15 protein-coding genes are annotated in these 13620 nt (G+C 74.9%); 8 read left to right on the forward strand and 7 right to left on the reverse strand.

Annotated elements, in window-relative coordinates; genetic code table 11:
- Positions 1–81 precede the first annotated feature (81 nt).
- The 6 genes from ACZ3YL_RS06480 to ACZ3YL_RS06505 all read left to right on the forward strand — a co-directional run bounded on the left by ACZ3YL_RS06480 (position 82) and on the right by ACZ3YL_RS06505 (position 6274).
- Positions 82–1440 (forward strand): right-handed parallel beta-helix repeat-containing protein, encoded by a 1359-nt coding sequence (locus ACZ3YL_RS06480; protein ID WP_465655884.1) that lies wholly within the window; start codon positions 82–84, stop codon positions 1438–1440.
- A 193-nt stretch (positions 1441–1633) separates the two neighbouring features.
- On the forward strand, positions 1634–2551 hold the full coding sequence (locus tag ACZ3YL_RS06485) for a polysaccharide lyase (protein ID WP_465655886.1): 918 nt from the start codon (positions 1634–1636) through the stop codon (positions 2549–2551).
- 17 nt (positions 2552–2568) lie between these two features.
- Complete coding sequence (locus tag ACZ3YL_RS06490) at positions 2569–2703, forward strand: hypothetical protein (RefSeq protein ID WP_262986090.1); 135 nt, start codon at positions 2569–2571, stop codon at positions 2701–2703.
- Positions 2704–2999: 296 nt separating this feature from the next.
- Positions 3000–4202, forward strand: a complete 1203-nt coding sequence (locus ACZ3YL_RS06495; RefSeq protein WP_465655889.1) for an MFS transporter — start codon at positions 3000–3002, stop codon at positions 4200–4202.
- Between the two features lie 80 nt (positions 4203–4282).
- Entirely contained in the window at positions 4283–4618 is a 336-nt protein-coding gene (locus ACZ3YL_RS06500) for an ArsR/SmtB family transcription factor (protein WP_465656110.1), read from the forward strand.
- Positions 4619–4729: 111 nt separating this feature from the next.
- The gene (locus ACZ3YL_RS06505; RefSeq protein ID WP_465655891.1) at positions 4730–6274 is read left to right on the forward strand and encodes an MFS transporter; all 1545 of its coding nucleotides are present in this window, start codon (positions 4730–4732) and stop codon (positions 6272–6274) included.
- Here ACZ3YL_RS06505 and ACZ3YL_RS06510 read toward each other — a convergent pair.
- From ACZ3YL_RS06510 to rpe, 4 genes are all read right to left on the reverse strand, one after another.
- Entirely contained in the window at positions 6204–6530 is a 327-nt protein-coding gene (locus ACZ3YL_RS06510; protein ID WP_188308345.1) for a hypothetical protein, read from the reverse strand. The genes ACZ3YL_RS06505 and ACZ3YL_RS06510 overlap by 71 nt on opposite strands.
- A gap of 305 nt (positions 6531–6835) precedes the next feature.
- Positions 6836–7354, reverse strand: coding sequence for a MarR family winged helix-turn-helix transcriptional regulator (locus tag ACZ3YL_RS06515; RefSeq protein WP_188308344.1), 519 nt, complete (start codon positions 7352–7354; stop codon positions 6836–6838).
- Between the two features lie 102 nt (positions 7355–7456).
- Positions 7457–8416, reverse strand: a complete 960-nt coding sequence (locus tag ACZ3YL_RS06520; protein WP_465655893.1) for a pirin family protein — start codon at positions 8414–8416, stop codon at positions 7457–7459.
- 134 nt (positions 8417–8550) lie between these two features.
- Positions 8551–9234 (reverse strand): ribulose-phosphate 3-epimerase, encoded by a 684-nt coding sequence (gene rpe / locus ACZ3YL_RS06525; protein WP_188308342.1) that lies wholly within the window; start codon positions 9232–9234, stop codon positions 8551–8553.
- Between the two features lie 259 nt (positions 9235–9493).
- Here rpe and ACZ3YL_RS06530 point away from each other — a divergent pair, with 259 nt between their 5' ends.
- Both ACZ3YL_RS06530 and ACZ3YL_RS06535 read left to right on the forward strand, forming a co-directional pair.
- On the forward strand, positions 9494–10351 hold the full coding sequence (locus ACZ3YL_RS06530; protein WP_465655896.1) for an SCO6745 family protein: 858 nt from the start codon (positions 9494–9496) through the stop codon (positions 10349–10351).
- Between the two features lie 246 nt (positions 10352–10597).
- Positions 10598–11449: an SCO6745 family protein gene (locus ACZ3YL_RS06535; RefSeq protein ID WP_188308340.1), complete on the forward strand. Its 852-nt coding sequence runs from the start codon at positions 10598–10600 to the stop codon at positions 11447–11449.
- On the opposite strand, the gene ACZ3YL_RS06540 is transcribed toward ACZ3YL_RS06535, so the two are convergent.
- The 3 genes from ACZ3YL_RS06540 to ACZ3YL_RS06550 all read right to left on the reverse strand — a co-directional run bounded on the left by ACZ3YL_RS06540 (position 11419) and on the right by ACZ3YL_RS06550 (position 13471).
- On the reverse strand, positions 11419–12105 hold the full coding sequence (locus ACZ3YL_RS06540) for a C39 family peptidase (RefSeq protein ID WP_465655898.1): 687 nt from the start codon (positions 12103–12105) through the stop codon (positions 11419–11421). The two genes, ACZ3YL_RS06535 and ACZ3YL_RS06540, sit on opposite strands and share 31 nt — an antisense overlap.
- A 36-nt stretch (positions 12106–12141) precedes the next feature.
- Positions 12142–12720: a DUF4188 domain-containing protein gene (locus ACZ3YL_RS06545; RefSeq protein WP_188308351.1), complete on the reverse strand. Its 579-nt coding sequence runs from the start codon at positions 12718–12720 to the stop codon at positions 12142–12144.
- A 109-nt stretch (positions 12721–12829) separates the two neighbouring features.
- Positions 12830–13471: a TetR/AcrR family transcriptional regulator gene (locus ACZ3YL_RS06550; RefSeq protein ID WP_188308338.1), complete on the reverse strand. Its 642-nt coding sequence runs from the start codon at positions 13469–13471 to the stop codon at positions 12830–12832.
- Between the last annotated feature and the right edge of the window lie 149 nt (positions 13472–13620).

Here is a 13620-nt window from a genome sequence, read left to right on the forward strand (position 1 = left end):
TTCCTGACGGCCCCCGGCTGTTTCCGCGCCTTTCCGGTTTCGGCATGCATGACCGACATTGGAGACGATAGAACACCCCGTATGCAACTTTTGACTGGCTGTCAATCCGTCTCCGAAGCACCGATCCGCCGTGGCCGTCGCCGAGTCCGCGCCCTGCCCACCCTGCTGGTCGCCGCCCTCGCCCTCGCCGGCTGCTCCTCCGCCGGCGGCTCCTCCTCGGACGCCCGGCACCCGGACGGCACGGTGGTCCGCGTCCCGCAGGACTTCCCGTCCATCCAGAAGGCGGTGGACGTCGCCCGCGAGGGCGACACCGTCCTGGTCTCCCCCGGCACGTACCAGGAGAGCGTGCGGATCACCAAGGCCCGGATCGTGCTGCGCGGCACCGACCGCAACACGGTGCTCCTGGACGGCGGCGTCCGCCTGGTCAACGGTGTCACCGTCACCGGCCCCGGCTCGGTGGTGGAGAACCTCACCGTGCACGGCTACCTCGCCAACGGCGTGCTGTTCACCGGCGTCACCGACGAGAAGCTCCAGCAGCGCGGCGCCGGCGGCTCCGCCTACAACCCGTTGGACACCACCCGCTTCCCCGCCGTCCAGGGCTTCCGGGCGACGAAGGTCACGGCTTACAACAACGGTCTGTACGGCATCTACGCCTTCGACGCCCGGGGCGGGATCATCGAGGACTCCTATGCCTCCGGCGGCGCCGACTCCGGCATCTACGTCGGCCAGTGCAAGCCCTGCGACACCCTGGTCCGCGGCAACACGGTGGAACGCAACGCGGTCGGCATCGAGATCACCAACGCCTCGGACAACCTCCACTTCCTCGGCAACCGGGTGGTCGGCAACCGGGTCGGCGTCACCGTCAACTCCAACGACCTGGAGGCGCTGGCCCCCCAGCACGGCGCCGTGATCGCCGGCAACGCCGTCACCGACAACAACGCCTCCGACACCCCCGAGCAGGCCGACGGCGGCTTCGGCATCGGGATCGGGATCGGCGGCGGCACCGCGAACCGGGTCGAACGCAACCTGGTCAAGGGCAACCGCGCGGCCGGCGTCATCATCACCGACCCGCCCGGCCACCCGGCCGCCGGCAACCGGATCCAGGGCAACCGCACCGAGGGCAACGGCGCCGACCTCGTCCTCGCCTCGGCCGACCCCGGCAACTGCTTCACCGGCAACCAGCCCGCCACCCAGAGCCCGGACGGCCTGGAAGCCCTGGCCGCCTGCGAGGCCAAGAGCCACAGCCCGCTCACCGCCGGCCGCGCGGCCCCGGTCCAGGCCCCGCCCGGCGTCCCCTTCAACCAGGTCCAGGCTCCGCCCGCCCAGCCGTCGCTGCCCGACCCCAACGCCCCCGGCCGCCCGGCCACCGACCTGCCCGGCCCGGTCGACCCGGACGCCTACCCGCTGCCGGCGACCGCCGACGCCGTCCTCCGGCACTGACCCGCCGCCCCCGGGTGGGCCCCGGCCGCCGAAGCACTGCGGGCCCGCCCGGCTCTCCCCGGCTCCCCCGGCTCCTCTGATGCCCCTGACTCCCCCGACTCCCCGCTCCCAGTCCTTGCCCGTTCCTTTGCCCAAGCACCACTCGGCCGTGCGGCATGATCGGTACCGATCAACCGCCGACCGAGGAGCCCGGATGAACCGCCCCGCGCGCACCGCCGCCGTGGCCGCACTGGCCCTGCTCGCCACCGCCGGCTGCTCGGCCGCCCCCGCCCGGGCCCGCGACCGCCCGCCCACCGGCCCCGCATCCGCATCCGCCGCATCCGCCGCGGCCACCGCCGCACCGAGCGGATCGGTCGCCTGGAGCGGCGGGTTCCGCGGCTACGGCACCCCGCAGTGGCAGCGCGCCTGGGGCGTGGCCGGCCAAGGCGCCTGGGGCGCGGCGGACTTCGGCGCCGTCGACGACCCGGCCGCCCCCGGCGGCGGCCCGGCGCTGCGGGTGACGTACGGCGCGGGCTCCTCCGCCGACTCCTGCACCGACTGCCCCAACCCGGGCGGCGGCCAGTTCTACACCGACCTGAACACCCTCGGCCTGTCCGCGCTCGCCCAGGGCCCCACCCTGGACCTCAAGTACTCCGTCCGGTTCCCCGCCGGCCGCGACTGGGGCAAGGCCGGCAAGCTGCCCGGCCTGTACGGCGGCACGATCGGCCAGGAGTCCGGCGGCAACCACGGCGCCGGCTGGTCCACCCGCTACATGTGGCGCACCGCCAAGGGCAGCCCCGACAACGGCGAGGTCTACCTGTACACCCCGACCGACTCCGGCCCCACCGGCTACGGCGTGGACGAGGGCCTGGGCGACTGGCACTTCCAGGCGGACGGCCGCTGGCACACCGTCGAGCAGCTGGTGAACCGCCGCACCGGCGACATCACCGTCTGGTACGACGGCCGTCAGGTGCACGCGGCCACCGGCACCGCCTCCGGCATCGGCTCGATCCCCTTCGGCGGGGTGCTGTTCTCCACCTTCTACGGCGGCCACGACACCAGTTGGGGCCCGGCGAGCACCCAGCAGGCGTACTTCGCGGACTTCTCGCTCTCCGCCGGCGTCCAGCACTGACGGGCGGCTGGGCCGGGGTGTGCGGTCCGGCGATCTCGCTGTACGCGCCGAACTCCGGCTGGACGGCCCGGGAGTTCGCGCCGAACGCCCGGCTGTACGGTGTGGTGGTGGCCGCCGTCTCGCCGGCGGCCAAGGGGCTGCGCCCGAACTGAGCGCGTCCGCCTGGGGGTTGGTGACCGCGGCACTGGCCGGCGCGGCGGTGGCGAACCGGCTGCCGGCCGCCCGGGTGCCGGAGCGGCGAGCCCGCGCGGTGGTGCTGGGGCCGGCCCTCGCGGGCGGTCTGACCACCTCGTCAAGGGGGTTTCCGGACTCTGAGACCTCCGGCTGGGAATGCTCTGTGAAGGGGCGGCCAAATCTGTAGCGGTCATGCCATACTGCGTCGGTGACTCCAGCCAGCCCAGCGACATCCGCGCCCCGCACCAGGCCCCAACTGGGCCGGAAATTCGCCATGCTGTGGTCGGCCTCGTCGATCTCAGCGGTCGGCGACGGCATGCGTGACTCGTCGCTGCCGCTGCTCGCCCTGGCCATCTCGGACTCCCCGTCCTCGGTGTCCGTCGTCGCGGTGGCCGGATCGCTGCCCTGGCTGCTGATGGCCCTGTTCGGCGGCGTCATCGCCGACCGCTTCGACCGCCGCCGGCTGATGTGGACGATCGACCTCGGCCGGGCCGCCATCGTGCTGGGCTTCGCCGCCTGGGTCTTCTCCACCACCCCGCCGCTGGCCCTGCTCGCCGCCCTGGCCTTCATCCTCGGCTGCGGTGAGACGGTGTTCGTCAACGCCGCCACCTCGACCATCCCGGACGTGGTCCGCTCCGACCAACTGGACGTCGCCAACGGCCGGCTGCAGGGCGGCCTGCTGGTCGGCCGGATGATCGGCCCGCTGGTCGGCACCACCCTGTTCGCCCTCGCCGCCGGCTACCCGTTCACGGTGGACGGCCTGTCCTTCGCGCTCGCCGCCATCCTGGTCGCCCTGACCGGCCGCTCCGGCGCGCCCCGGGCGAAGTCCGAGCGCCGGGTGATGACGGAGGTCCGCGAGGGCGTCCGCTGGCTGTACCGGCACCGGCAACTGCGCCTGGTCGCCTCGCTCTCCGCCCTGGCCGCCGGTGCCTCCTCACTCGGCATCACCATGATGGCGCTACTGGTCACCCGGACCCTGCACGAGCCCACCTGGGCCTACGGCGCCGTCCTGGCCACCGGCGTGGCCGGCGGCACGGCGGCCAGCATGCTGGCCGGCCGGATCAGCGAACGGCTGAGCCGGCGGGCCCGGATCACCCTCTCCTTCGTCCTGATGGGCTCGTCGCTGCTGCTGATGGGCCTGAGCCCCTCGGTGTTCGTGGTGGCGCCGCTGTTCGCGGTCGGCAACTTCGGGGTGGTCACCTGGAACGTCCAGGCGATCTCGCTGCGCCAGCAGACCGTGCCGAAGGAGCTGCTCGGCCGGGTCAACAGCTGCTACCTGATGCTCTCCCGGATCGGGATGCTCATCGGCGCGAGCCTCAGCGGCTGGATCGGCTCCACCGTCAGCGTCCGCACCCCGATCGTGATGGCCGGCGCCCTGATCCTCGCCGCGCTGGTCGCGATCCCGCGGATGGGCGACCTCGAACCCGCCCCGGCGCCCGCCGCCGAGGAGCAGCCGGTCGAGCAGCCGGCCCGCTGACCCCACCGCGACCCGTTTCCGTCCTCATGAGCGCACCTGCGCACACGCCCTACGATGGCGCCATGAGTTCCGGCACCCCCATGGCAGATGCGCACCGCTCGCAGCAGCGGGCCGAGGCCCGGCTGGACGTCGCCGCGTCCGTGCTCTCGCTGCTCGCCGACCGCACCCGGCTGGCGCTGCTGGAGCGCCTCGGCCGGGGCGAGGCGGACGTGACCACGCTGACCGAGGCGACCAGCGCCGCCCGCCCCTCGGTCAGCCAGCACCTGGCCAAGCTGCGCCTGGCCGGGCTGGTCGCCACCCGCAAGGACGGGCGGCGGGTGGTCTACTCGCTGCGGCACGGGCACCTGCGCCGGCTGGTGGACGAGGCGCTGAACGTCGCCGACCACCAGATCGGCCACCTGCCGCCGCACGACTGAGCCCGACCCCCTCCCCGGCGCCGGCCGTCCCCTCGGAAATAGGTGCACAAGTACGCACGCATTGGCTACGATGGGCACACCGCCACCCCCTCGCCGCCCCGGGACGGGCCCATGCTGACCGTGCTGCGCAACCGCACCTACCGCCATCTGTTCACGGCCCAGGTCGTCGCCCTGGTCGGCACCGGCCTGGCCACCGTGGCGCTCTCGCTGCTGGCGTACTCGGTCGCCGGGAGCGACGCCTCGGCGGTGCTCGGCACCGCACTGGCGATCAAGATGATCGCCTACGTGACCGTCGCACCGGTCGCCGGAGCACTCGCCGGGCGGATCCCCCGGCGCACCCTGATGGTCGGGATGGACCTCACCCGGGCCGGGGTCGCACTCACCCTGCCGTTCGTGGACCGGGTCTGGCAGATCTACCTGCTGATCTTCCTGCTCCAGGCCGCCTCCGCCGCCTTCACCCCGACCTTCCAGGCCACCATCCCGGAGGTGCTGCCCGCCGAACGCGACTACACCCGGGCGCTGTCGATGTCCCGGCTGGCCTACGACCTCGAATCGCTGTTCAGCCCGGCGCTCGCCGCGCTGCTGCTGTCGGTGATCCCGTACAACTGGCTGTTCGCCGGGACGACGGCGGGCTTCCTCGCCTCCGCCGCCCTGGTCGTCTCCGTCGTCCTGCCCAAGCCCGAGCCCGAGCCCAAGCCCGTGCCCGAGCCCGAGCCCGAGCCCGTGCCCGAGCCGCAGGCCGCACCGCAGCGCACGGCGCAGGCCGCACCGCAGCCCACGCCGGCCGACCGTGGCGGCGGGCTCTACCGCAGGGCCGCCTTCGGCACCCGGCTGTTCCGGGCCACCCCCCGGCTGCGGGCGCTGCTCGCACTGGACCTCGCGGTGGCGGCGGCCGGCGCGATCGTCTTCGTCGACACCGTCAACGTGGTCCGCGACCACTTCCACCGCCCGGCCGGGGCCGTCTCACTGGCGCTCGGCGCGTACGGCGTCGGCTCGATGCTCGCCGCGCTGCTGCTGCCCCGGCTGCTGGCCCGGGTCGGCGACCGGTCCGTGATGCTGCCCGCCGCCTTCGCCCTGCCCTGCGTGCTGGCCGCCGTCACCGTGATCACCGCCGCACCGGCCGGCCCGGGCGGCTGGTACGCCCTGCTCGCCACCTGGGCCCTGGTCGGCGCCGGCAGCTCGGCCGTCCTGACGCCCAGCGGCCGGGTCCTCCGCCGCTCCGCCGCCGACCCCGACCTGCCCGCCGCCTTCGCCGCCCAGTTCTCCCTCTCGCACGGCTGCTGGCTGCTCACCTACCCGCTGGCTGGCTGGCTCGCCGCCGGCGCCGGCCTCCCGGTCACCGCCGTCGTCCTGGGCGCGGTCGCGCTCGCCGCCGCACTGGCCGCCACCGCCCTGTGGCCCGCCCGCGACCCGGACGCCCTCCCCCACCTCCACGCCGACCTGCCCGCCGGCCACCCCCACCTCACCGACGCCCACCCGGCCGCCGGCGGCGCGTGGCAGCACGGCCACCACTACGTCATCGACCAGCACCACCCCAGCTGGCCCCGGGCCCACCGCGCCGCGCTCGCCTGGCGGCCGCGAGGGTCTAACCCCGGGTCACCTCGATCCGGTGCGCGGCCATCGCCGCGATCAACCGCTCCGGCTCGTCGGGGGTGATCACCGGCTTGACCCGCCCGCCGAGGTCGAGGACGAAGGCGACGCTCTTGTCCACCCGCCCCAGGTCCAGGTTGAAGTAGTGCACGAAGTCCCCGGAGCCCCAGATCCGCCACCGCCCGCCGAGCCGGGTCAGCGGCACCTGCTGCAGCCCGCGGATCCGCTCGTACGGGATGCGCTTGGCGGACGCCAGCGGGAAGTAGTACCGGCGAATCACGAGCTCACGCGGGGTGCACGTCACCAGACCGTCGTTGTACATGCGGGCCAGGCTAGACCCGGGCCCCGCCGCGAGTGCCGCCATCGAAGGCCGGTCCGGGCAGGTCCGCCCGGACGTCGCATTGGGGGGACTACCTGGTGATACGCATTCCGCCCGCCGCCCGCCGCCTACCGCCGACGCGTCGGCCGGGGCACCCCGGACCATCGGGGTGCCCCGGCCGACGCCGCCCGCCCCCCCTGCGGTCAGCCGCCGCCGATGAACCCGAGCAGGGCCCGGAAGTCGAACGGCTCCCGCGCGGGCAGCCGGATGTCCCTCAGGTGCGGGGACCCGGCCTCCGTCGTCACGGCTCAGCCCTCCGCACGGGTGGCCGGCGCACCGGAGCCGAACGGCGCGCACCACGCCTCGGACAGCGCGTTCAGCACCCCGAGCGCGGCCCCGCGCGGGGCGGGCGCGAAGAACGCGGCGTCGGCCCGCTCCACCGCCTCCATCGCGTCCACCAGCAGCGCCGCCGCGGCCCCGGTGACCCGCACCCGCTTGGCCCGGCTGTCCGCCGGATCGGGCACCCGCTCGACCAGCCCCTTGCCCTCCAGGGTGCGCAGCACCTGGCTGGTCATCATCGGATCGGTGCCGGAGTGCTCGGCCAGCCGCCGCTGGGTGGGCGGCCCCTCCTGCTCCCCGAGCCGGCCCGCCCCGGCCAGCAGCACGAACTGCACATGCGTCAGGCCGTACGGCCGCAGCGCGGCGGCGAGCGCCCGCTGCCAGCTCAGCGTGACGCGCCAGAGCAGGAAGCCCGGACTCTCCCCCGGCTTCGCGGCCCGCTCGAACCCGGCCTCCGACCCGTTCCGCACGACGGACGGTTCCCCCATGGTGCTCACTCCCCCTCGATCTACTATGCGCATTTACCATATCGGCCGCAGTCCCCCCTGGCGAGCCCTTTTACCCTTCCCGACCTCCCCTCAGCGCTCCCCTCAGCGCTCCCGGCCGCGCGCCTTCAGCGGCGCGTCCGGCAGCTCCGGGGCGGCCAGCCGGGCACCGTCGTAGCCGTGGACCTCACCGAAGCGGTCGCCGGTCATCCAGTCGGCGCGGGCCCGGGCGATGTCCTCGGTCGAGCGGCCGATGAAGTTCCACCACATGACGATCCGCTCCTCGAAGGGCGCGCCGCCGAGGAGCAGCGCCGAGGCCTCCGAGCGGGCGAGGAGCGGGAGTTCGCGGCGGCCGCAGCCGAGGTAGAGCAGCGAGCCGGGTTCGACCGGGACGCCGTCGACGTCGATCCGGCCGGTCATGGCGAGGACGGCGTACTCGAACCCGGGGACCAGCGGGAGACGCAGGTCCGTCCCGTCGGCGAGGGCGAGGTCGGCGCCGACCAGCGGGGTGTGGGTGGTGCCCGGGGAGGTGGCGGTGTCCAGGGTGCCGAGGATGACGGTGGCGCGCAGGCCCGGGGCGGTGACCACGGGCAGTTCGGGGTGGTGCTCGAAGGAGGGGGCGGTGTGCCGGTGGGCGTCCGGGAGGGCGACCCAGAGCTGGGCACCGTGCAGGAAGCGGGCGTGCGGGCGCGGGGACTCCTCGGAGTGGGAGATCGCCCGGCCGGAGGTCATCAGGCCCAGCTCGTAGGGCCGGATGGCCTGCAGGCTGCCGAGGCTGTCGCGGTGCAGCACCTCGCCCTGGTGGAGCCAGCTGACCGTCTGCAGGCCCGTGTGCGGGTGCGGCGGGACCCGCATGCCGGGCTCGCCGGCGATGTCGTCCGGGCCGTAGTGGTCCACGAAGCACCAGGCGCCGACCATCCGGCGACCCAGACTGGGGAGCAGTCGACGCACCATCGTGCTTTCGCCGAGCGGGACTTGACGACCCGTCAGCAAGTCCTTCACCGGCCCGCCGCTGGCCTCGCGGCCGCAGTCGGTCGGGGCGGGCCTGAGGTCGAGGTTGCTCATCGCGGTACCACCACCGTACGAGGAGGGCCGGGCGGGAGAGGCGTACACCGTCACCGATCATCCGGCACGGTACGACGTTCCTCCACCCGCGCCCGGCCATCCGGCGGTGCGGCCGCTCCGGGCGGGCGGGCGCCTCAGTGCTCGCAGGCCCACCAGGCGACCGCCGAGGACTTGTCGGCCAGCTCGCGCAGGTTGCGGACGGCCGCGGCCGGGTCCTCCGCCCCGTAGACGGCCGAGCCGGCCACGAAGACGTCCGCGCCGGCCTCGGCGCAGCGCTCGATGGTGGCCGCGGAGACGCCGCCGTCGACCTGCAGCCACAGCTCCAGGCCGTGCCTGGCGATCAGCTCCCGGGTGCGGCGGATCTTCGGCAGCATGATGTCCAGGAAGGCCTGGCCGCCGAAGCCGGGCTCGACCGTCATGATCAACAGCATGTCCAGCTCGGGCAGCAGGTCCTCGTACGGCTCGATCGGGGTGCCCGGCTTGAGCGCCATCGAGGCGCGGGCGCCCTTGGCCCGGATCTCGCGGGCCAGCCGGACGGGCGCGGCGGCGGCCTCGACGTGGAAGGTGATCGAGCCGGCACCGGCCTCGATGTACTGCGGGGCCCAGCGGTCCGGGTCCTCGATCATGAGGTGGCAGTCGAGCGGGATGTCGGTGGCCCGGGCGAGCGACTCGACCACCGGGACGCCCAGGGTCAGGTTCGGCACGAAGTGGTTGTCCATGACGTCCACGTGCAGCCAGTCGGAACCCCGGACGGCCTCGGCCTCGTCGGCGAGCCGGGCGAAGTCCGCGGACAGGATGCTGGGGTTGATCTGGGCCATGACCGACTACCTTCGTACGGGGGTTTGCGAGGGCCGGACGCCCGAGGGCGCCCGCGTCCCATCATCTCGTGCCGGGCCACCGGCGGGCGCACCCCCGGTGCGCCGCGTGACGGTGATCACACCCGCTCCGGGGGTTACCGGGGCCGCTGCCGTGGCCATCAGCACCTGAGCGGTCGGGTGCCCGCCCGGCCGCCCCGGCCGGCCGCGTCCGCCTGGTCGCCCCGGCCGGCCGTCGAGCCCCCACGAGGAAGGCCTCCCGATGTCCGATCCCGCCGTTCCCCCCGCCCGCGCCCTGTGGTGGCTCTACGAGCCGGTGCACGCCGTCACCTTCCTCCAGCCCGAGAGCCGGGTGGCCTTCGAGGCGGCCGGGCTGGACGGCGGCTGGCGCGGTTACTTCGCCGCCCGCTCGGCCCCGCTCGGTGCGGTGGACGCCCCGCCGGTGATCGCCGCGTTCTTCAGCTTCGCCCCGGCGATGGTCGAGCACGCCCTGCCCGAGGCGTGGACCCACGCGAGCCCTGAGCAGGCGCTGGCCGCCCGGGCCGGCGGCTCGGCGGCGGCGCTGACCCGACTGCTGGCACAGGTGGAGCCCGGGCGGATCGAGTCGGCGGCGACGGCCCTGGAGGAGGCGGTGGCCCGGCTGGACTGTGCCGGCCGGGTGCTGGCCGCCGCCAACGCCGCGCTCCCCCGGCCCGCCGACGCCCACGGGCGGCTGTGGCAGGCCGCGACCGTGCTGCGCGAGCACCGCGGGGACGGCCATGTGGCCGCGCTGGTCACCGCCGGGCTGGACGGCTGCGAGGCGTCGGTGCTGCACTGCGCGGTGGACGCCCGCCGCCAGGTGCTCCAGCCGATGCGCGGCTGGACGGACCAGGAGTGGGAGGCCGCCGCCGCGCGCCTGGCCGAACGCGGCTGGCTGACCGCCGCCGGCACGGTCACCGAACTGGGCCGGATCCGCCGCCAGGCCCTGGAGGCGGCCACCGACCTGGCCGCCGGCCGGGTCTGGGAGGGGCTGCCGGACGGCGAACTCGACCGCCTGACCGCCGTGTTGCGGCCGATCGCGGCACTCTGCCGCGCACAGCTGCCGGTCAACCCGCTCGCGATGCCGCCGGTGCGGCAGTAGCCGGCGCGCGGCGGCCCTCGCCCGCCCCCGTGACCGCCCTTTCACCCGCCCCCACGGTCGCTGAGTGACCGGCATCACATCCCGCCGGGGATTACCGGGACCGCCCCCGTGGTCATCAGCAGGTGAACGGACCACGCACCCGCCCGAGCTGCCCCCGCACCCCGCCGCTCGGGTGACCACCCGTGCCGTGCCGTGCCGACCAGTCAAGCTCCCCGCCCGGAGCCCCGTCCCAGGGAAGGTCTCCCGATGGCCGATCTCGTCCATCCCGCCCGCGCGCTCTGGTGGCTCTTCGAGCCGGTGCACGCGGTCACCTACTTCCAGCCCGAGTGTCTCGACTCCTTCGAGGAGGCCGGGCTGCGCGGCTTCTGGCGCGGCTACTTCGCCGGGCGCTCGGCCCCGCTCGGCGCGGTGGACGCCCCGCCGGTGATCGGCGCGTTCTTCAACTTCGCCCCGGCGATGGTCGAGCGCGCCCTGCCCGCGGTCTGGTCGCTGGCCGGCCCGGAGGAGGCGCTGGCCGCCCGCGGCAAGGGTGCCGGCGCCGCGCTGGCCCGGCTGCTGGAGCACGTGGACCGGGGCCAGGTGGAGCGGGCGGTCGAGACGCTGGAGCAGGCCGCGGCCCGACTGGACTGCGCCGGCCGGGTGCTGGCCGCCGCCAACGCCGCGCTCCCGCCGCCGACCGGCCTGTACGAGCGGCTCTGGCGGGCCGCCACCGTGATGCGCGAGCACCGCGGGGACGGCCATGTGGCCGCGCTGGTCACCGCCGGGCTGGACGGCTGCGAGGCGCTGGTGATGCGCTGTGCGATGGACATGCGCCGCGAGCAGCTCCAGCCGGTGCGCGGCTGGACGGACGAGCAGTGGGATGCGGCCGCCGCGCGCCTGGTCGAGCGCGGCTGGCTGACCGCCGCCGGCACGGTCACCGAACTCGGCCGGATCCGCCACCAGGCCCTGGAGGCCGCCACCGACCTGGCCGCCGCCCGGGTCTGGGAGGACTACCCGCGGGCCGAACTCGACGGGCTGGCCGCCGCGTTGAAGCCGATCTCGGCGCTGTGCCGGAGCAGCCTGCCGTTCTACCCGGTGGGGCTCCCGGACAACACCTGACCGTCGACGGCGCCGGGCGGGCCCAGCACGATCCCCCGCCCGGCGTAGAACTGCCCGAACGAGCGCCACGGCACCCGGGCGAAGGCCTGCGACTCCCCCGGGAAGCCGGAGGGGTTGTGGATCAGCAGCGCCGTCTCGGTGGCGCCCACCGCCAGCACCAGGTGGCCGCCGCGCCGGACCGGCTCCGGACCGCCCGGCTCCCGGATCGACGGGTGCACCGACAGCATCACCAGCCGCCCGTCCGCCACCTCGGCCCCCACCTGGGCGGGGCTCAACTCGGCGGCCCGGGCGGCCAGTCCCCAGCGCCGCCGGGCGTAGCCGGCGAACGGCGTGTGGACCAGCCCGCGCAGGCTCTCACCGTCCCGGACGTACGCGCCGGCCGCCAGGCACTCGGCCGCCAGCACCATCGCCGCCGGGGTCACGCCCCACCAGTGCTCCAGCGCCATCCGCAGGCAGGCCACCCCGCACAGCCGCCAGGACCACCACGCGTACTCCTCCGGGGTGGCCGCGCCCGACTGGCCCCAGCGCGGGTCACGCGCCGCGTCCAGCCGCCCGTCCACGATGTCCCGCACCAGCTCGGCGGACTCCCACTGCGCCCGGTACGGCACCTCGTGCACCACCCGCGCCGGTCGCGCGGCGCCGCCCTGATCGACCATCCCCCGACGCTCCCACACCGGGGCGGCCGGACGGACTCACGACACTCCCCGGGCCTGCGCGCCGTCCTCGGCGCCGTCCTGCGCACTGCCCTCCGCGCCGTCCTCTCCGCCGCTACCGTCCGCCGAGCGGTAGGCCAGGCGCTGGGCGGCGTGCCGGCCGCGCTCCTCCACCGGCACCTGGCCGGTGGCGCCGGCCAGGCCGAAGGCCGGCATGTCGAAGTAGATCGACTCGTAGCCGCCCTCGGGGACGATGTACGTCTCGTGCCAGAGCCCGACGTGCCCGCGCAACCTGCCCTCCCGCACCATCCGGTTGGCGATGCCCCACACGGTGTGGTGGAAGCCGTCCGGCGCGGTCGCGTAGCGGTACAGGTGCTCCTTCGACTCCCAGTACTGGACGACGTAGTAGGTGCGCGGCGAGGCGGTGAGCAGGATCCGGCCGCGCAGGCCGCGTTCGGGGCTGCGGCGCAGCTCGTACAGCATCCGGAACATCGCGAACATCACCGGGCCCCAGTGGTGCACGGCCCAGAAGCGGTTGATCCGCATGCCGATCAGCAGCACCACGGTGTCGCCGGTGGCGGCGGCGGTGGTGTAGCCCGGCTGCGGCTTGGCGAACATCGAGCGGACGAACGTGTTACCCATCGGCATCGCGGCCTCCCGAACCCGTGCGCGTACGTGCGCCGGCGCCTCATGTAATCGGTGATTACATCAACGCCCGGAAACCCGGTCAAGGCCTGCCACAGCCACAATTCGACGACGGCTGAGGCGGATTGACGACCCCGCCGATCCCCCGACGGAAGGTGTCCAGCACCTGGACGACCAGTTCCTCGGCCCGCTCGGCCGGCAGGTAGCCGTCCACGATCATCTGCGCCAGCCCGTACACCAGCGCCTGCCCGGCCAGCAGCACCAGCCCCGGGTCCCCGGCACCCACCCGGCCCGCCGCCTGGTCCGCCACGACCAGCTCGGTGAACGCCCGGTCCAGACCGTCCAGTTGCTCCCGCAGCCGCGGATCCCGGTCGGCCGCGAACACCCGCGAACGCACCAGCTCGAACCGCCGCGGATAACGCATCGCGTACCGGACGAACCCCAGCCCGAGCGCCCGCATCGCCGACCCCCCGACCGCCTCGGCGGCCGCCACCTCCGCCTCCTGCCAGCGGGCGAAGTCCGCCAGCACCCGGTCCGCCACCGCCGCCAACAGCGCCTGCCGGTCGGCGAAGTGCCGGAACGGCGCCCCCGCCGACACCCCCGCCCGGCGCGCCACCTCCCGGACGCTCACCTTCTCCTGGCCCTGCTCGTCCACCACCTCGACCGCCGCCGCCACCAACGCCTCCGGCAGCGCCCCGTGGTGGTACCCGCTCCGCTCCGTCATGCCTGCCTTGCTACCACAGCCGGCCGGGCGGATCGGGCCAGGCAGGGGTCCGGGTCGGCTCGCCACGGGCCCGGGGTGCGCGACCCGGTTGTGCACGCCGTTGACGATCGGCGGGAAGCACGCCGCCCGCCACGTCCGCGCGGATCAGC

Source organism: Kitasatospora sp. NPDC023176 (genome assembly GCF_055560495.1).